The sequence below is a fragment of the Aneurinibacillus aneurinilyticus ATCC 12856 genome (assembly GCF_000466385.1).
Classification (GTDB): domain Bacteria; phylum Bacillota; class Bacilli; order Aneurinibacillales; family Aneurinibacillaceae; genus Aneurinibacillus; species Aneurinibacillus aneurinilyticus.
This window is the reverse complement of record NZ_KE952818.1, coordinates 9,667-29,048: the sequence shown is the minus strand read 5'-3', so window position 1 is coordinate 29,048 and position 19,382 is coordinate 9,667. Positions and strand designations below refer to the sequence as shown.

At 44.5% G+C, this 19,382-nt stretch carries 15 protein-coding genes; all 15 read left to right on the top strand.

The window, feature by feature from the left end:
- Positions 1-710, top strand: a 710-nt coding sequence (locus HMPREF0083_RS15230; RefSeq protein WP_021622427.1) for an FIVAR domain-containing protein, incomplete at its 5' end; no start/stop codon positions are given.
- 371 nt (positions 711-1,081) lie between these two features.
- A complete protein-coding gene (locus tag HMPREF0083_RS15225) occupies positions 1,082-1,426 on the top strand; it encodes a four helix bundle protein (protein WP_021622426.1) in 345 nt (114 codons plus the stop codon).
- A gap of 1,028 nt (positions 1,427-2,454) precedes the next feature.
- Entirely contained in the window at positions 2,455-3,180 is a 726-nt protein-coding gene (locus HMPREF0083_RS15220; protein ID WP_148315984.1) for a hypothetical protein, read from the top strand.
- A gap of 316 nt (positions 3,181-3,496) precedes the next feature.
- Complete coding sequence (locus tag HMPREF0083_RS15215; protein ID WP_021622423.1) at positions 3,497-5,176, top strand: methyl-accepting chemotaxis protein; 1,680 nt, start codon at positions 3,497-3,499, stop codon at positions 5,174-5,176.
- Positions 5,177-5,600: 424 nt separating this feature from the next.
- Positions 5,601-7,367 (top strand): DUF4855 domain-containing protein, encoded by a 1,767-nt coding sequence (locus HMPREF0083_RS15210; protein WP_040302984.1) that lies wholly within the window; start codon positions 5,601-5,603, stop codon positions 7,365-7,367.
- A gap of 195 nt (positions 7,368-7,562) precedes the next feature.
- Positions 7,563-8,084 (top strand): hypothetical protein, encoded by a 522-nt coding sequence (locus HMPREF0083_RS15205; RefSeq protein WP_021622419.1) that lies wholly within the window; start codon positions 7,563-7,565, stop codon positions 8,082-8,084.
- Positions 8,085-8,204: 120 nt separating this feature from the next.
- Positions 8,205-8,771 (top strand): sigma-70 family RNA polymerase sigma factor, encoded by a 567-nt coding sequence (locus HMPREF0083_RS15200; protein WP_148315983.1) that lies wholly within the window; start codon positions 8,205-8,207, stop codon positions 8,769-8,771.
- 191 nt (positions 8,772-8,962) lie between these two features.
- Positions 8,963-10,846 (top strand): S-layer homology domain-containing protein, encoded by a 1,884-nt coding sequence (locus tag HMPREF0083_RS15195; protein WP_040302981.1) that lies wholly within the window; start codon positions 8,963-8,965, stop codon positions 10,844-10,846.
- A gap of 696 nt (positions 10,847-11,542) precedes the next feature.
- Positions 11,543-11,701: a helix-turn-helix domain-containing protein gene (locus tag HMPREF0083_RS30160; RefSeq protein WP_021622414.1), complete on the top strand. Its 159-nt coding sequence runs from the start codon at positions 11,543-11,545 to the stop codon at positions 11,699-11,701.
- Positions 11,702-11,895: 194 nt separating this feature from the next.
- Entirely contained in the window at positions 11,896-12,084 is a 189-nt protein-coding gene (locus HMPREF0083_RS15190; RefSeq protein WP_148315982.1) for a hypothetical protein, read from the top strand.
- A gap of 123 nt (positions 12,085-12,207) precedes the next feature.
- Positions 12,208-14,178, top strand: a complete 1,971-nt coding sequence (locus tag HMPREF0083_RS15185) for a methyl-accepting chemotaxis protein (RefSeq protein WP_021622412.1) — start codon at positions 12,208-12,210, stop codon at positions 14,176-14,178.
- Between the two features lie 230 nt (positions 14,179-14,408).
- The gene (locus HMPREF0083_RS15180; protein WP_167331571.1) at positions 14,409-15,050 is read left to right on the top strand and encodes a phosphodiester glycosidase family protein; all 642 of its coding nucleotides are present in this window, start codon (positions 14,409-14,411) and stop codon (positions 15,048-15,050) included.
- 209 nt (positions 15,051-15,259) lie between these two features.
- Positions 15,260-16,717, top strand: coding sequence for a S41 family peptidase (locus tag HMPREF0083_RS15175; protein WP_021622409.1), 1,458 nt, complete (start codon positions 15,260-15,262; stop codon positions 16,715-16,717).
- Positions 16,718-17,065: 348 nt separating this feature from the next.
- Positions 17,066-17,551 (top strand): hypothetical protein, encoded by a 486-nt coding sequence (locus HMPREF0083_RS15170; RefSeq protein WP_040302979.1) that lies wholly within the window; start codon positions 17,066-17,068, stop codon positions 17,549-17,551.
- A gap of 174 nt (positions 17,552-17,725) precedes the next feature.
- Positions 17,726-19,105 (top strand): plasmid pRiA4b ORF-3 family protein, encoded by a 1,380-nt coding sequence (locus HMPREF0083_RS15165; RefSeq protein ID WP_021622406.1) that lies wholly within the window; start codon positions 17,726-17,728, stop codon positions 19,103-19,105.
- The last annotated feature ends 277 nt before the right edge of the window (positions 19,106-19,382 follow it).

Below are 19,382 nucleotides of genomic sequence, written 5' to 3'. Positions count from 1 at the left end.
TAAAAGAAGCAGATTATACATCAGATAGCTGGTCAACACTACAAACGGCCCTGACGAATGCTAAGAATATAGCAGCAGATACCAATGCGACACAAACTCAGGTGAATGCAGCTTTGGAAGGTTTGGCAACCGCGATTAATAACTTGGTACCAAATGCACCAGATGTAACGAATATCACATACGTACTAAATACAGCAGGGACTACGCCTTACAACGGATCGGTAGTAGTTGCGAATGTACCAGCTAGTGGAATGGTTAAGGTATATAATGTTAGTGGAAAAAATGAAATTGGTTCAGGAACAAATAAGGGATCGCAAGCAGCGGCTGTGACAGTGAGCCAGTTAAATATTTTGGCAAATACTGATTATCAGATATCTATTACTTTAAATGGAAAAGAGTCAAATAAGGCTACGAAAAAATCACAAGCCCCAGCTACAGCACCAGCGCTTAGTGTAAAGGTTGAAAAGGGAAGTAAAGATGGAATGACTAAAGCAACAGTAAATGTACAAGGACTTTCCTTGAAAGCACAAGTGACAGATACTGAACCAATTGTTCCAAATGTAGGAGACGTTGCCCCAGGAGCTGCTTACCAAAGCGAAAGTGACCTTCAAGCTAAAGTAGGGCAGTGGTTAGCCATATATGAAGTGGACAGCAGCGGAAAAGTAAAGACATTCTACAAAAAGCAACTGGAAACTGAAGAAATTGCTTAATAATTAAACGAAACGTTACTTCATAAGCCCGGACTTCCTGTACGAGCGAAAGAAGTGGAGAAAGGGCCCCATGCAGATTACTTCAAATAAATCCTTACATGGGGTTTTTCTCTAACTGTTCTGTCGAATTGGCGGGTGAAATTCCCGCCCATGATAACAGCCCAATTCAGTTGACAATGCACAGTTAACAATTGATAGTTAAAAGCTAGTCGCTATCAATTGTCAACTCTCAACTGAAACGTCATGTGCCTAATCCTCCTGCATCCAGTGAGGCTCTATCCGGCCAAAGGGGTGAAGTCAGGTGAAGTCGTAGGGAAATTAGTGGACAGTTGATAGTGTATAGTTGATAGTTCAAATAAAAGGACACAAATATGCAAAGAAAAAGTATTGTCTATGACAAAGCATTTGCTTTTTCCATTCGAATCGTAAAACTGTACCAGTATTTACAGAAAGAGAAGGGGGAGTATATACTATCCAAACAAGTCCTCCGTTCTGGAACAAGTATTGGTGCTAATATCAGGGAAGGTTTGGAAGGACAAAGTAAGAAGGACTTTATAGCTAAGTTATCTATTGCCTTAAAAGAAACAGCAGAAATGGAATATTGGCTCGAATTATTAATAGCGTCTGACATAAAGCTTGGTCAGTCATTGCTGCAAGACACACAGGCATTGCTAAAACTTCTTACTTCTATCATTCGTACATCGAAAAAAACATAAAGAAAATAGAACTATCAACTGTCAACTATCAATTGTCCACTGAAAATACTGCGGGGCTCCTTAAAAGGTGGCTATGGTTAGGCGACGAACCCATGTCGATCCAGGGCAGGATAGCGGATGCTGTGTAAAATGCTAGCAGTTCAGCATTCGTCCCTATGCTTGCAATAGCATAGCGGCGATCCGGACAATTCAGGCTGTTAAACGGATCGTTCCTGCTCCTGAACAGCGGGAACCTACGGTCATCAAAAGAGCAGTTGAAAGTTGACAATGTACAGTTGGCAGTTAGCAAATTCCTTGAAACTGTCAACTCTCAACTGTCAATTGACAACTGTGTAAAGGGATAGACAGAACGGAACGTTTGAAGTCTTCCTCGAAGAGGCGGGTTAGCGCCAATGAAGCAGGGAGGATGGCGGCGGGTTCGTAGTAGCGATGATGGTCTGCCGTATGCACCGTCATGGTAACATGGCGGGAGGGGAAAACGGACCGGAGCGAAGGGACCCAGTCAACGGGAAGAAGATGCGTTTCTTTACAACGGGCAAATTGTAAGATACGCTATGGCCTTACAGGAATCGCGGAACAAAAAAAGGTTCACTATTTCTGTAAGGTTCCCTTTTAACTAATTTACACTATTGTAATGGTGTTTATAGTTAAAAATGGAAATCATATCCGTTGGCGGAACGCCGTGTGCGCTAAAAGGCGCCCGCACGGTGTAGGCTCGTAGCAAAGGCCGTTCCATTGAACTGGCATAATGCGAGAATAGCGATAACGTATTATCTTCTATTACAAGTCGTGAAATTACAAGCTTTGATTTTGTAGTAGCTCCTGCCAAACCAGCGATTGCTAAAAGTAAATCGATTACCGAATTGGATTATGCAACGATTTATGGTACACAACCAACAGCTATAAGTAACGAGATGCCTGCCGACAAGAATTTCTTTGTTAATAATCCTAAGGAATTTACTGTAAGCAATGGCTCCAGGGCCGTAACCATTAAACTTGATTGGCCTCTTGTATATGGTGATCCGAACATGAATATGGCTAAGAATCAGGCCGAGATTATCGCGTCTATATTCAATTCATACTTTCAGGGGCCGGATATGATCGCCGGAGCAAGGGCCCTGAATGATAAACAGGTTGTTCTGCAAGGATTTCCCGTGGGGGTAAGTTCCAAGCTAATAATCGGTGGGAAGGACAAAGAATTCTTTTTTCCTCAAACGACTTATAGCGGCACAGATAAGGATACAAGTAAGAACAGGCAATTTACAGTCAGCGATGGAACGAATACAACAACCATTCTGTTAAATCGGAAATATAATGATATGGAAGATTTGGCCGGTGGAATTAATGATTATCTGTCTGTTGAGCCATCCCTGCAAGCAGTAGCGGAGAAAATAGATGACAATACGTTCCAGATTAAGTCTACCAATACAGGAGCCAATGCGGTTCTGGAAGTCGGCGGAGCTAATCAAACAGAATTTTTCAATCAGCAAATTTTCCGGGGAGAAGATGAAAAGCAGAATGCCAATCGGGAATTTACGGTAAGTGACGGAACGAAAACGGCTACTATCCTTTTAGATGGGAATTACTCCAGCATTGATGGACTGGTACAGGCAGTAGATACGCAACTGGAAGCTGCTGCTGTCCGTGTCCAAGCAGAAAAGGTAGATGCACAGCGCTTTGTTTTGCGTGCGACTGTTGCTGGCATTCAGATCGTAGGTGGGGGTACGCATTGGAATGAATTATTTGTCGACTAGAGGGTAGATATTTTCCCAGCTGTGACTTCTTTTCTTTACATATTTATATACGTCTGACATGGCAAAAAGCCACTCTCTGGCAATACGTTAGAGAATGGCTTTTTATTATGCCAGAAAGTTCATAGGGATAAAGGACTATAAATGTATTGTTTATGTTGTGATTTTTGGTAAAATGATTAGGCAGGGGAATGGTTTTGCTTATTAAACGATAATAAGTAGGTCTTTTAGCTTGTGCATATGTCTTATCATCATATTGTACAAAATAGAAGATAAAATCCAATAAAAGGATGTATAAAGAACGGGGGGAGTAGGGAGAATGAAAAGGTTACGGACAAAAATATTAAGCGGCTTTGCTGCGGTGCTAGCGTTGCTTGCTGTATTAGCTGGCCTTATGCTTTTCGAGATGAACAAGTTTGAACATAATGTAGAGGATATGATTGATAAGCAGGTTACTTTAATAGTGGAAGATGGTAATCTGAATTTTAACATCGCCCAACGCATTGCGCTTGTCCGCGCTTATATGCTATTTGGTGATCGTGAATATAAAGATAAATTTTATGAGTATACGGAAAAGAGTAAAACCATTCAAACAAAGATGAGTGAATTAAGCGGGAATGAACAAACAAAGCAATTAGTCGATAAAAGCACCCAATGGCGAACGTTCATCGAACAGAACATTTTTGATGTGTACGAACGCGGGGATAAGGCAGCCGCTCTTTCTGCCCTGAAAAATACGGCAGAGCCAATGGCACGCGAGCTGATGGCAGGATTTGAAAAGCTGTTGAACGAAAGACAGATAAAAATGAAAGGTGAAGGGGAACGATTAATTGAGGCCGGTCATAAGTTGAAGATAATGACAGGAATCATTTCCCTGTTGGCGATTCTGGTCGGAGTCATCGTTTCCTTCTACGTCGCCCATATTATTTCTCGGCCGATTGTGAGAGTAACCGAGCATGTACGGCGTATTTCAGAAGGAGATTTAACGGGAGAGCCGCTGAATATTAATACGAAAGATGAGACTGGGCAGCTCGTTCAGGCAGTGAATACGATGTCTGATCAACTGCATACGCTTATTGGGCACGTAAACCATAGTGCTGCTCAGGTGGCTGCATCTTCTGAACAGTTAACAGCCAGTATGGAGGAAGGGATGGCGTCAACAAATGAGATGGCTGACAGCATCCAGGTTGTCGCCAACGGCTCGGAGGTTCAGATGCAGAGCGTCGAAGAAAGTGTGAATGCGATGGAAGAAATGGCGAATGGTGTACAGCGCGTGGCAGAGGCATCTTCCTTAATCGCTGAAGCATCAGTTGATGTAAAGGAGCAATCTCTTCAAGGAAATGACTGTGTGGTGAATTCGATTGAACAGATGGATCGAATTCAGGAAACGACAGAGACCACAGCAAGACAGATTGAGCTTTTGCAGCAGGATTCAAAAGAAATTGATGAAATTCTACGTTTTATCTCCGATATTTCGGCGGAGACGAATTTATTGTCGCTTAACGCGGCAATTGAAGCGGCGCGGGCCGGTGAAGCGGGCAGAGGATTCGCAGTTGTTGCGGATGAAATTCGCAAGCTGGCCGATCAAACCGCCAGGTCGGCTGAGAAAATTCACCAGCTGATTACTCGTGTGCAAATGAATACAACTCAGGCGGTTCAGTCTATGGAACAGAATCAGCAGAGTGTGCAATCAGGCAAGGAGGTTGTAGGACAGGTAGGAGAACTGTTTGCGGACATTTCTGCGAAGATAGAGGATATTTCAGGACAGATTGAAGAGATGGCGGCTACATCACAGGAAATGTCAGCCGGTGCCCAGCAGATTACTGCCTCTATGAATGAAATGGCGAATATTGCAAGAGAGTCTTCGAATAGCATGCAGCGTATTGCAGCTGGTTCGGAGGAGCAGGCGGCGATGCTGGAGGAAATGGAGGCTTCTGCCGAATCGCTTTCCCGTATGGCAAATGAAATGCACCAGGCTGTGCATTACTTTAAAATTTAATGATACAGTATACTGAAGAGAGGAGGAGAGAATAGGCGGTTCTTTCCTCACATGAATGATGAACTGTGATTTCTTTTGCATTTTACCAGCAACATTACTGTTTGTCGTGCGTCTTTCTATATGGTATCTTTTCTTTCAATTCCTTGTTAACGAAGGGATAAAGAACGAGAGATGAGAGAATAATTATAGTTTTTTTTCATAATATACTTGACTTCAAGACAAATATAGGAAAAGGTAGTAGAGGGATAGTAGATTTTGAGTATTTATCCTGGTCCAACGGGCAGTAAGTCTTCCGCTTCATGTATGCTATGCGGAGGATAACTGTTCCTAAGACCCTGATATGTGCAACTAACTATCAGTGAAGGATGAAGAGCCTTAAGCTGATAGAAGTTTTACTTTATAGTTGTGAAAGGAGCTTATGATAGTGGGAAGAAAGAAAGAGAAGAAGTTTGTGAAGGTTCTAGCTTGTACCTTATGCGTATTGACGCTAGGTGAAGCGGGAGCGGGGAGTGGAGTACTGGCGGCGGAGAAGGCGGATCCCGTGACAAAGCCGGCCACACAACCGGCGGAACAGCCGAAAGAACAGAAGCCAGAGGTACCGGCACCGCTGCCTCAGATGGATATGACGGGCTATGAGCTCTTCTTCCTAGGCAATGCGTTCACGTATAATACGCCTGAGGAGACAGAAGAGAAGGCAGGCTTTATCTCGGCGCAAAATATGCCGTTGAAACCGATAAATAGGTCAGGGGACTGGTTCCAGATTCAGTATGGACCGAAGCAAGTATGGGTCAAGCAGGCACCGGGAACAGTGTATGTTCGTCAAGTGCCGAAGATGACGGGAGATACCATCCCTTCCTCACAGAATTATATGTATTTGCATCATCCGCTGCCTGTCTATAAGGAGGCGGACCCGGAATCGGAGAAGATTGCAGCGCCTGCATCGCAGCGGCTTGAGGTGCTTGCCCAGCAGGGAACGACCTGGTATAAAGTCAAAGTCAACGGGCGTGAAGGCTGGCTGTATGATGACGGCGGCTATATGACAAAGGAGCTTGGGGTAAAGCGGATTAACATCCAGCAGGCTTTGCCGCTGTATCAATATCCGAACCCGTCCTCCCGTAATACGGGAACATGGCAGAAGCCGGGAGAGACGGTCGCTTACGCGCGTATGGGCGATTGGTATCAGGTAGAGCAAAATGGCGGCTTCCATTGGCTGTATGCGCCGAACGGGGAAGTGCAATCCGTGTATGCACACTTTACAAATAAGAAGACAGTGGAGAATGGAGAGCTGGGCAATGCGCTATTCATGACGCCCCCTCCAACGAGAGTAGAGACGCTGACGAAGCGGTTAGTAACAGATGTGCGCGGACAGAAGGAGCGGATGTTCGAGACGGTCATTATGGTCCCATTGGCGATGGTAGAGCGCGGCTTTTCTATGATGGAGTATGAGGTAGGCGATTCGCCTTCGCTGACCGGATATTTGGATGATATTTTCAAACCGGGCGACAGCATTGAGACGCTGACGAAGGCATCGCTTGCAGCGCAGCAGCAGATGGGTGATAAGCAACCGATTAATATTATTCTTGCGCTGCCGTACCCTGTAGAGAAGAAGAAAGTACCGTTTCTTAATGATGGCCGGATAGAATTGCAGCGCCAATATATCGAGAAGGCGGTAGCAAACTGGGAGAAAGCGAAGCCTGAAGGGCTGCGTCTGGCCGGATTCTATTGGACACAGGAGAGCATTCCGGACAACAATAAGGACGTTGTGAAGAAAGTAGCCGATCTGATACATAAGAAAGGGTACAAGATGTATTGGGCCCCATATTTGGGCGCTACGAATGCAGAAAGATGGAAGACGCTGGGCATCGACTTCGCCTGGTTCCAGCCAAACTATTACTTCGCTGACGGCCGGAAGAAGTTCCGCGGCGTAGATATGCTGGGACAAGCATATACGATGGCTCGTGAGACAGGCGGCGGTACGATGCTGGAATGGGATTGGAGCCTGCGCCAGAAGCCGGAGAATACGACCCATCTAAAAGCATACCTGGATCGCGGCAAGGAGTTCGGAGCCAATAAACCGAGTATACTTGTCTACGATGGTATCGGTGGCATTGATGCTGCCCTGTTGCACGTAAATGACACTTTCTCAGGCATCCGTAAGCAACTGTTCGATTACTTGCTTGAGTATAAATAATGAAGAACAAAGTTACCTTTCCTTCCGCCACTTGTTGGCGGAAGGTTTTTTTGCGGAAAAATGCGGTTGTAATTTGTGGGAATTTGGAAAGCTGACGCAGAATTTGCGATGAAATATACCCTGATTTTACAATAAATACTAATATAATACAGATATAGAGTGTTTTCTATAAATGATTTAGTGAGGGGGAGCTGTATGACTGAATTATTGCCGAAAACAAAAGCCGTGGAGATGTTTATGTTATATGGGCATCTGTTCCATCCTGGACAATTGAAAGGGAGGGGGGAGGTTACGGTTCTGTATATCGGGCCAGAAGAATATTATACAGAGTGCACAGTTACCCAGTTTTGTAAGCGGTTAATTAAAGAGTGCCATATTGATGAAGAACTTGTGCGGAGATTTGCCCGTGAGACGCTTGGACAGCGTAAACATGTGCCGTTGATTTTGCAGCGGGATTTCGTTCTTGTGCCGTTTGGCTGCCGTGGTTTTTCCAATCCTTATCATCGTACGGTGTATGCATGCCATTCTTCTGTTGAAACATATATGGTAAATCCAGAGGATTCACTCTGCACGCTTATTTTGAGAGATCAGCACACATTCGAACTTGCGTGCTCACGCAGGCAATTGATGAGGCAATTACGTAATGCTGATCATGTACGTAACCGATACATCACACGTAGCCGTCCTCCATTAAATGAAGGGTATCCCCGCATATAGGCCCCTTTTTTTGCTCTATATGTAAGATAGCTATCGTTTTTTATGTGAAAAAAAGTACATTCTTCTTCTGTATTGTTACATAGCGCTCTGCTCACAATCCGGGAAGCCGGTAAGATAAAGGTGCGCGCAATACACGCGGGACCGGTCGTCGCAGATTGTGGGAGAAGCATGAAGGAATGGGATTGGACAAGTTTTTTTGAAGAGTATGAGCCACTGATTGAGAAATGGCTGATACGTTTTCCGCCGGGTCCTCTAAGGGAAGAGGCGAAGCAGGAGGCGCGGATTGCATGCTGGAAGAGACTTCCCTATTATGATGAACAGCGGGGAATGGCTCTTTCTTCCTACCTTTTTCTATCTGTGAAAGGAACCGTAATCAATTGGTATGTACGGGAGAAGCGGTGGAGGGAACAGCATTACCTGCCCTCGCTCCCTCTATCATATGGGGAAGAAGGTGGAAGTCCGATGGAACTGCTTGGAGCTACTGATAACAATATAGAAGAAGAACTAATATGGCAATCATGGATGGCGTATTTGTCACAGGAGGAGGCCAGATGTATCACGCTGCATATTCGTGGAGGAATGACATTGCGTCAGGTGGCTGACCGGTTGGGCATTCCGTATGAACGCGTGAAAAAGCAAAAGCAGCGCGCTATACAAAAACTTCGTACCGTTGCAGAAGAATGGTAGGGTTATAGAACTGAAAGCGGCGGATATAAGATGTTTCGCCGCTTTCATGCTTTCGGATAAGCCGGGAATCATGGAATGAATACGTAGATCAGGGTTGAATTTCCACAGGATAAGACAAGTAAAATATGATAATGTAAGTAATATCATAAAAAACTTCATATATTACTTAATTTTACTGGAGGAAGAAAAAAGTGAAAGCAACATTCAACAAGGTATTAACAACCACTACAGTTCTTTCTATGGTATTAACTCCTGGAGCAGTCTGGGCTGCCGATGATACGGCAACGTCCGCGACTCCGACAATGCCTGCTGCTACAGAGCAGCAAAAAACACCGGTATTCCCTGATTTGAATACGGCTGCATCATGGGCACGTGAGCAAATCACCCAGGCCAAAGAGATGGGCTGGATCGGCGGATATCCGGATGGAAAGTTCTATCCGTTGAATAATCTGACACGCCGGGAGGCAGCTATTATTATGTCTGGTGCATTGAAGCTCGAATTACCGGACAAAACCGTCTCTTCTTACCCGGATGTAAAGGTATGGGGCATTAAGGAGATTGAAGCGGTAAAAGAAGCTGGGCTGATGTTAGGTAAAGAAACAGGAAAATTCCATCCTGACGATAAGATTACACGCCAGGAGCTGGCGATTATTCTTGTAAAAGCAGCAAAAATTAGCACAGAAGGAAAAGGCGATAACCTGACAATTAAAGACGCAGGTAAAGTATGGCCAGATGCGAAGCCATATGTGCAGGCGGCTATGGATTCCAAGCTGATGGTTGGATACAATAATTATTTCAATCCGACAGATACGGCTACGCGTCAGGAGATGGCTGTTATGGCTGTGAACCTTGCGAAGGTGCTGGAAGGTAACAGTACAACTTCAGAGCAAGCAGGTACAGTAGCAAGTGTAACTGCTGATACGCTAACATTGAACGGTCAGTCATACAAGCTGACTGATGCCGTAAAAGGAATTTTCAATGAGAAAAATGCGGCTGCGCTGAAAGATGCTCAGGTAAAAGTGGAAGTAGATGGAGCTAAAAACGTTACAAAGGTAAAAGGTCTGGAGCTTATGGCAGCTGGACAGGCCCCAGCGGAAGGGGAGCCGGAATTCAGCGGTAATGTGACATTGGACGGAAATCAGGCGAATGTTGAAGGTGACGTGACGGTGCGTGCGAATTACATATCGCTTCATAATCTGACGGTGAAAGGCAATCTGACGGTTGCCAAGGAAGTGCAGAACGATTTCGAAGCGAAGAACGTAACAGTAGAGGGCAATACGCTAATCGAGGGCGGAGATACGAATACAGTCGTATTTGAGAATGCAAAGCTGAAAGACGTACAGGCTGCTAAGGAGAATGTAAAGGTTAGCTTCAAGGGGAATTCTTCTGTTGAGACGGTAGAGGTAGCGAAAAACGCAGAGCTTGCAGCTGATCAAGGCATATCCCTGCCAAAGGTTACAGTCAAAGACGGTGTGAATGCGCTGAAAGTGAATGCGATGATCGATGAGTTGATTCTGCCGGAAAAAGTAAAAGTGGAAGAAGTCATCAGTAACTACGAGGAAGCGAAGAACTGGATCGGTAAAGTGAACGGTGAGGCCCATGCTTACAATACGTATACGTTCGTAACGGAAGGTGTACCTGCGAGCGTTGAGGCGCGGGAGCTGTTGAGTGAGGCTCCAGCTGATGGCAAGATTGCTGCTGAGGCGTTCGCGGGTGTACAGCCGGTAAAAGTAAGCCTTGCAGTAGACAAGGATAATGCCCATCCGTATGAAGGCCATGTACGCATTCAACCATCTAATGTTGAAGGTGTACAACTGTGGGCACAGGATGCAGAAGGAAAATGGTGGGATATCAATAAAACGGGCTGGGGTCCAGCAGAGGGCTTCAAGCTGGATTTGAATTTGAAAACGGACGTATACGTTGTGGCACAGGAAGGAACTCATATAATTCCTCTGAAACTGGAAGATGTAGATAAGAAATATGGTACGGTTAACAACGTGATTGCACAGAAGAATTTTGAACTGAAAGCTGAACCGAAAGCGGAGAAGCCAGCTGATAATCAGGACGCAAAATAAAAGCTGAATATATAAATTACACTTGATATTTCGAAAGGGTAGTATGGTTGGAAGTAGGAAAGTCGGAAAAAAAGAGGTTGGATGCGCCCTGTGCTCTGGCAAAGGAAAGGCCGACGTGTCTTTTTCCAACCTCTGATGCTCCCTTATCCTTTTCTTACTTCTTACCACAAGAAGAGGTCGATTCATCAAGCCAGATGTATATAGGAAAAAGCGTACAAAGGGTCTTAACGCCCTTCGTACGCTTTTTTATTTTGTGAAATATGCATGCCTAACAGAGGATTTTTTTGGAAATCTAACAAAATAAACATTTTGTTAATTTTTTTATCCTCTGTAAAAAGAAATACAATTAATAAATATGCAATAAATATTAATTGTATTTTCGAAGAAGAGTGGCAGGAAGAAAAACAAGCAACAGGGTTCTCCCTTATATATCAAAGTGTTTACTATTTCTGTTTTCATTCACAGTCTTCCTAAATAGCAATTTGGAATTATATGTTTATACAAATAGCCTTTTCAATCTTCTAGCAACAGGAAAGGTGATAGTCTTTTTAGCCCATGAAAAAACAGATTATATTGTAGATTTAAAGAAAAAAGACCTGTATAATGTAGTTTGTTTGGATAATATTACTTTTAAATCTAACAAAATGTTTATTTTGTTACATTGTTATAGGCCAATACTCAGGAAGGGGGAAAATCATGAGAAGGCATTATTCTTTACATTTTAAACATGAAGTTATTAGAAAGGCGTTAGAGATAAAAGATTATAGTTTAGTAGCTAGAAAATACCGAATAAGCAGCCTAACTATATATCGTTGGCTGCGCGAATATAAGGAGGGAAAATATAAAGCACAATAGTTTCTCCCTATATATCTGATTTAATAAATCGACACATTTTTGTGGTGGCCTTTTCCTCTTTGGACAATCAACAGGCGTGATACACATATTTAAGTGTGTGATCGCTAAGTAGGAAATAAGTTTTCAGGTGTTCAAACTAGGGATTGCGGTGCAAAGAATACGGCAAAGGGGGAGAAATAAAAGCAGGGAGGAATATGATGATTAGCTTTCCATTTAAGAAACGCATACGTTCATCTACCGATATCGTTGAATTGCTACAGGAGGCAGATAGTTTGGTCCGCATGTTATATGCCGCCCGCGATATTGAAGAACAGTATAGAACCACTGAAAAGCTATTGTATGTGTATCAAAGAATCTATTGTATAAAAAAGGTCGAAGGATAGAAGTAGTTCGTATGTTTGCGGGTGGTTTTCTTGACCGTACTTCATTAGCATCACAGACCTTTACGGTTTGACATAAGAAAGGAAGAAGGATTTATTAGTAAAGAGCAGGGTAGGCTGCAATCGATGACAAAGTATACGAAACTTACGATCAAGAACCGTCTTATTTTATCTTGCGTTTTGTTAGTCGTGTTACCGAGTCTTATAATAGGAATTGTCGCCTATGGAAAAGCGAAAAGGGAAATTGAAAGTCAGCTCATATTTAGTGCAACCAAAAGCGTTGAATATGTGAATAGCACCATTGATAACCTGCTGAAAAGCAAAATGGTTGATGCCAACTATTTTTCAAAGCAAATTAATGCTTCGATGATTCAGGGAGAAGACAGCCCGCTGATTCGGGCTAAACTAAGCCAATATATTGAAATTCATCCAGATAGTCCGAGTGTTTTTGTCGGGACAGCAAATGGCCTGATGATTCAGGAACCGCGGGTAGAGCAGCCGGAAGGATATGATCCGCGCACAAGGGAATTTTATAAGAAAGCGATGGAAAACAAAGGGCGTACCGTCATTACTGAGCCGTATGTTTCATCAAGTTCAGGCAAAGTTGTCGTATCCGTTGCGCAGACGCTGGCAGACGGTTCCGGTGTTTTCGCTTTTACGCTTAATCTCGACTATATTAGTGAACTAACGAAGAATATTAAGGTAGGACATGAGGGATACATATTCATTTTAGATAAATCCAAAAGATTTCTTGCTCACCCAAATGAAAAAGCGGGAGCGGAAGCAAAGGAAGAATTCTTCTCTTCTTTCTACAAGCAAGAGAATGGCACCTTAACCTATATGCTTAAAAACGAGGAAAAAAAATCAGCCTTTGCTACAAATCAGCTAACCGGCTGGAAGATTGCGGGTACGATGAGTGCGAATGAAGTAGATAAGCAGGCCAGTGGCATTTTTTATACGACTTTATTTGTGATTGCAGGCGCCTTACTTCTCGCTTCTGTGGCGATTTTCTTTATCAGTCGTTCTATTATACGTCCCCTGCAAGCTTTGCAGCGTTCTACGGAAAAAATTAGCCAGGGGGATTTGACCGAACAGGTTGATACGTCAAAAAGAGATGAAATCGGGGATCTGGCAAGGAATTTTCAGTCAATGGTTAGCAATCTGCGTACGCTTATTTACCAGGTTCGTGAAAAATCGGAACAAGTATCTGCCTCTGCCGAGGAATTGACGGCTAGCTCCGAACAAACGTCGCAGGCGATTGAACAGGTAGCGGTTATTACACAGGAGGTGGCTGCAGGAAGTGAAGAGCAAGCACATAGTGTAACAGAAAGTGCTACAGCCATTCATCAGATGTCCAAGGGGATGCGAGATATTGCATCTTATGTCCGACAGGTTTCCGCATCGGCAGCCGGCACTTCTGAGGTTGCCCAGGAAGGGAATGTATCGATTCAGCATGCGGTTCGGCAGATGAATGCAATTCAAAGTACGGTTCAGCAATTAGGCGAAAGTATTAAACGGCTGGGCAGTCGCTCGGAAGAAATTGGCCAAATCGTAGGCGTCATCGGCAATATTGCTTCCCAGACCAATCTTCTCGCCCTGAACGCCGCTATCGAAGCAGCAAGAGCAGGCAAACAGGGAAAAGGATTTGCTGTTGTGGCTGATGAGGTGCGAAAGCTGGCGGAAGAATCGGCAAGCTCGGCCCAGCAGATTTCCGATTTAATCGAACGGATTCAACAGGAAACGGGACAAGCGCTTTCTTCAATGGAGACAGCTACACAAAATGTTATGGAAGGTATAGAGGTTGTAAATGCTTCTGGTAATTCTTTTGCTCGTATCGAAAAGGCGGTTGATGGCGCAGCCAAGCAAATAAGTGAAGTGTCGACTGCCACCGAAGATATATCATTAAACACGGAACAGATTGTTCATTCGATTGATGTGATTACAAAAGTGACCGAAAAGGCGACGGAAGGTACACAGAGCATCTCGGCGGCTACCGAAGAACAGCTTGCAGCCATGGAGGAGATTGCCTCGTCATCATCCGCCTTGAGTAAAATGGCTGAAGAGCTTCAGGCTCTTGTAGCGAAATTTAAAGTATAACTGCTTAAGTTAGAGGCATGTGGCTGTTTTGTATGAATGAGAAAAGCTTCCTGGCGTATCAGGGAGCTTTTTTCATACCTAAGAGTAATATTAAGTGAAACAAACGTGACGCTACAATCGTACATATAATGTAGGCCATCTTTTTGTCTCAAATTGCTAAAGCATGTTCATTGTTTACACCGAATATAGATTTTAGGATAAACATGCGCAAAAAGGGGAAAGAAGCTGAGATGAAATATTGGAAGAAAAATTCTCTGCATTTGGTACAAATCCCGGACAGCATGCGGGTGGAGCTTATTCCGTGCCTACCGGAAGGAGAATTATTAATTCATACATATGCGCGACTAAAAAAAGAAGGAAGGGAATTGCCGATACTATTAATGAACGCCAACTTCTTTCATCTGGATGGCGGATACTCCATTTCCGGTATGAAGTACAGCAACGGTACGGTGATCGAACGTTCATTGGGTGGGTACTTCGTCTATTGTGATACATCTGGAAAAGTGCGGATCGATACAGGGCAAGGGAAGCGGATTGGCGACTTTACCAGGATGCGCTGGGCGCTGGAGTCATCGCCTTTGCTGCTGCCAAGCCTGGAAGCGAGCGCACATATGGAAGCGGACATTGCCTTACAGGAGCATCCGCGCACTGCCATAGGCATTACGGAAGACAGTGTAATTCTTGCGGTGACCGACGGAAGACCCGCAGGATTGACATGTCAGAAGCTAGCTGATATGATGCGCCAGGCGGGATGCCATACTGCACTGAATCTGGATGGAGGCCGTTCCTCGCAATTAGTAGTGGAAGGCAAGCAGCTGAATCGCCAGTGGCTACGGCGTAAAGTATATGCGGCACTGGCAATTTATTCATAGGAAGAAAAAGGGTAACAGCCGTGCGTGTCGAATATATATTTTTGTAATAATGGGTACTTTATTTTGTTATGGAAGACAAGAGAAAAGGGAGATACAGCAGACTTGAAGAAGTGGTTGTCCCTTTCTCCCTTGGACTACTTGCCTGTGACAAAATAGTAGATGTATAGTGAAGGCTTGTACATTTGGAGAGGAAGTCGAATAAATTGAAAATGAAAATGAAAAGGCTGCTTGTATGGGGGGCATTAGTAACCAGCATAAGTGGCAGCGCTATACCAGTTTGGGCGGCAGAAAACACGTCGCAGGAAAAGGGAGATAATCCATACGCTGCTCAGGAAGCTCGTATTCATGAAGTGCTTACGACAGTGATGGAGAAGCATCTGAATGATAGACTGGATGTCAAGCGTTTGACAGACGGTGCGATCCGGGGATTGTTAGAGGAAACCGGTGATCCATATAGTTCGTATTTTACGGAAAAGGAATTTGAGGATTTTTACAATGATTTGGAAGGAACGTTTGCCGGGATTGGGATATTATACACGCAGCAGAAGGATGGAAAGCTGATTATTCAGAGTATATTTGAAGGTTCGGCAGCAGCGAAGGCTGATCTGCAAGAGGGAGACGAAGTAATCGCAGTGGACGGTAGACGGACATATGGAAAATCTATCGATCAGGTGATGGAATTGATGAAAGGGGAGCCGAATTCGTCTGTTGTGCTAACTGTGAAACGGGATGGTAAGGAGCGCTCCGTAACATTGAAACGGGAACAGATGCAATTCTCCCCGGTAGACAGTCTGATGCTGGATAATAAAATTGGCTACATTGCGCTTTATACTTTCAGTGAAAACAGTGCAGAAATATTCCGCAAGCACTTGTCCAAGCTGGAAAGTGACGGCATGAAGGGACTCATTATCGATTTGCGCGATAACGGCGGTGGATACGTGGACGCAGCGATAGGAATAGCCGATATATTCATTGACAATGGTACTATTGTACATATAAAGAACCGGGAAGGAAAACAGAGCGACATTCGAGCAACAGCAGGAGCCATGAAAGTTCCTATGGCTGTGCTGGTGAATGGAAGGACAGCCAGCGCTTCGGAAATGTTGGCCGGTGCGTTACAGGATTATAAGGTAGGCACCGTCATCGGGACGAAAACATTCGGTAAAGGTATCGTACAGGCTACGATGCCGCTTGAGAAGGGCGGTATTCTGAAATTGACGGTGGAAGAGTATTTCTCGCCGCAGATGAATAAGATTAATGGCAAGGGTATTATGCCCGATATTGTAATAGAAAAACCGGACGACCAACTGATGAGAGCCATTACATATTTGAACGGCTCAACCGCGCTTCGCCTGAATCCGGACGGTACAGCAAGTATAGCTGGTTTTCCGGCAGCGGAGGGAATTGCCAAGAAGGTAGGAACGCAGTGGTTTATTGCACTTCGTCCGTTCGCCGATTTGTACAAGTGTCAGGTATATTGGGATAATCAAAGTCAACAGGTTGTTTTTCGCTGTGGCGATACGACGCGTAAGTATTCGGTGAAAGACAATCCGTATGTGCACAATGAAAATGGAACGGTTTGGGTTGCGCTTAACAAGCTGAGTAGCGATTTTCCTGCTATTTATGTGGAAAAACGCGATCAAAGCATTTTCGTACATGTGAAGTAATTATGAGAGTTTCACAACATTTTTCCTACCGTCGCGTATATACATATGATTTGATGAATTGACATCTTCTTGTGGTGAGAAGCAAGAAAAGAAAAAGGGAAGAGGTTAGAAAAAGAAGGGATTAGCCAGATAAAATTGCGGAAATGTAAGGCGTCTCTACCTCCTTCTCCTTTTCCCCATTTATTTTTCTACTTCCAGCCACGTTATCATGTCAAAACATCAAGTATAATCTACGTAGTTACACATATCGGGGTCTTAGGGGCAGTTATCTCCCATGTAGCGTATGTGAAGTGGGGGGCTTACTGCCCGTTGGACCCGGATAATGTATGTATAGAGGGAGGAAAAGACATGAAAAAATGGGGATACGGAGTTGCAGGTGCGGCGTTGGCAGTAATCATAGGAACACTCTCAACAGGGGCGGCTGCTCCAGCTCAGCCTGGCTCTGACGCGGACCCAGTCGTGACGAAGAGCTATGTGGAGCAAATCAGACAGGACATTCTTAACCAGGTAAAAGGCCAGTCCGGGTCTGGTACGCAGAACCCTGCGCCAGGCAGTGGATCGGCTACGCTGGTGGTGGAGAAAGTAGAAGAGGGCAGTACCGTTATCGGCTATGCGGGGACAGAGCTGATTTTGCGTACGGGTAAAGCGGTTGCTCAGACACCGGCTGGCGATGGCTATGGGCTGCCGGATTTGACGGCAGGAACCAATATCACGAAGGGCAAGAATGTTCCAGCCAACCATCATTTACTGCTGCCGCAAAATGATGAGCGTGGGTTAAAAGTGGTGAAAGGTCCGGCGTACGTGATGATTCGCGGAGCGTATGTGATTAAATAATAAGGATAGGAACGATAGACGAAGCAGGGGATGCGGAAAGATTATTATTTCTCATTCCCTGCTTTCTTTCGTTTTTTACTATCAAAACAAGAGCAATTGACTTGATTTGACGGAAATTCTTATTATAAGCGTAGCTATAGCCAAAACAATTCATACGATAAAAGGAGTTTTTTTATGTTGAATGCTCAAAGCTTGGAAATAGAACGAATGACTCTGTTTGTCCGCGATTTTCAGACATTCATTGACTATGTCCGTACCCATCCCGTCACCCTTACAAAAGCAAAAGAACAGTTGATGAAAAAGGATTTGCATACGCTTAACCAGCACATGCATTATACTTCTGACACGAGTGAGCATGCCCAGCAGCAGTCATACCCACTTCTTCACTTGTTCTATCATTTGGCGCTTGCGGGCTCGTTGCTTGAGAAATCGATCGGGGAACGAGGAAGCCGAATCCTGCGGCCGACAGAGCGTCTGGCATTATATGAACAGCTAACGGAAACGGAGAAATATTTTTTCCTGCTTGAAACATTCTGGATTGATACACACTGGGACGAGCTTCGTATGACATCACATGAAGAAGACAAACCGGTGTATACGACTCCGTTCGCACTTGAATTTATTTCTAGACAGCAGGCTAGGCAGAAGGTGCAAATCGTTCGCCGGAATTATATATGCGAGCTTGATATTCTTTTCTCAAGCCTAAATTATTTTGCTTTATATTTTGCTTATTTTGGCTTCTGGGATGTTACGCAAGATCAAGAAGAGATGAAGCGCAGAGGATCGAAGCGCGTATTCCAAGTCGAAACGGTTACGCCGACAGCATTAGGGATTGCTCTTTCTTCTATTTTATGCAAGGAGAGGCTGCTTCCTGCATGGAATGTAGCAAACCGACGCGAAAATGGCGATGGTACAGGTCTTCCCGGAGCGCCTCTTGCAGATGGGCATGAATATATGGAAGGGAGAGAGTATTTCCGCTCTTCGTTGTCTTCTCTTTTTAAAGAAATAGAACATATGGATGATGGAAAACAGAATCGGAGTGGTGAGGCCTTCTTTAAACCTTTCATGTCGCTTTTTTCTCATGGTGAGCTACAGAACACACTGTCCCCGGTTAAGGGACGAGAGCCGAAAGTGCCTATGGATGGCGTATATACAGTGAAAGTAAGCTTGACCGGTCGAGTATGGCGCAAAATTAGCCTATCGTCTAAGCACACACTTGACGATCTGCATCTAGCGATCCAGCAGGCATTTGAATTTAGCAATGATCACCTCTACAGTTTCTTCATGGATAATAAGCCGTGGTCTAAGCAACGAATCCCTTCGCCACAAGAGGAGGGAGAAACGTTTTTGGCATCGGGCGGTCCATTCGCTCATCAATTACAGCTTCGCGATGCTGATTTATATGAAGGAAAAGCATTCTTGTATTTGTTCGATTATGGTGATGAGTGGTTGTTTAAGGTGGTAGTGGAAAGTATAGATACAGAGTCGGTGGTACCGCTGCGGCCCATCGTTGTTGAGACAAAAGGGGCGGCTCCGGAACAGTATGGCTGGTAGAATTAACATTAATTGTTTATTTGTTCAGGCAACAGCTCTAGTTGCCCTTATGCAGCTTTGCTGCAAGAAAAACAAAGGGGACGCACACCGTACGCGTCACTCTTTTCTATCCATCTATGGATACCAAGGATGTTGATTGTACAAAGGGAAAAAGGCCACCACAACGAGACACAAACAAGGCCTTTCGTCTCCCTTTCCGAGCGATTGCCCTGGCTAGGCGAAAGAGGACAGCAACTGTCTCCTCCTTCGCGTCTACCCAGATGTTTTGCGGTCCCGC

Bases quoted from the DNA above. Each gene is read 5' to 3' on its own strand.
- HMPREF0083_RS15225 (WP_021622426.1), top strand. From the start codon at position 1,082: ATGCAAAGAAAAAGTATTGTCTATGACAAAGCATTTGCTTTTTCCATT.
- HMPREF0083_RS15220 (WP_148315984.1), top strand. From the start codon at position 2,455: ATGAATATGGCTAAGAATCAGGCCGAGATTATCGCGTCTATATTCAAT.
- HMPREF0083_RS15215 (WP_021622423.1), top strand. From the start codon at position 3,497: ATGAAAAGGTTACGGACAAAAATATTAAGCGGCTTTGCTGCGGTGCTA.
- HMPREF0083_RS15205 (WP_021622419.1), top strand. From the start codon at position 7,563: ATGACTGAATTATTGCCGAAAACAAAAGCCGTGGAGATGTTTATGTTA.
- HMPREF0083_RS30160 (WP_021622414.1), top strand. From the start codon at position 11,543: ATGAGAAGGCATTATTCTTTACATTTTAAACATGAAGTTATTAGAAAG.
- HMPREF0083_RS15190 (WP_148315982.1), top strand. From the start codon at position 11,896: ATGATGATTAGCTTTCCATTTAAGAAACGCATACGTTCATCTACCGAT.
- HMPREF0083_RS15185 (WP_021622412.1), top strand. From the start codon at position 12,208: ATGACAAAGTATACGAAACTTACGATCAAGAACCGTCTTATTTTATCT.
- HMPREF0083_RS15180 (WP_167331571.1), top strand. From the start codon at position 14,409: ATGAAATATTGGAAGAAAAATTCTCTGCATTTGGTACAAATCCCGGAC.
- HMPREF0083_RS15175 (WP_021622409.1), top strand. From the start codon at position 15,260: ATGAAAATGAAAAGGCTGCTTGTATGGGGGGCATTAGTAACCAGCATA.
- HMPREF0083_RS15170 (WP_040302979.1), top strand. From the start codon at position 17,066: ATGAAAAAATGGGGATACGGAGTTGCAGGTGCGGCGTTGGCAGTAATC.
- HMPREF0083_RS15165 (WP_021622406.1), top strand. From the start codon at position 17,726: ATGTTGAATGCTCAAAGCTTGGAAATAGAACGAATGACTCTGTTTGTC.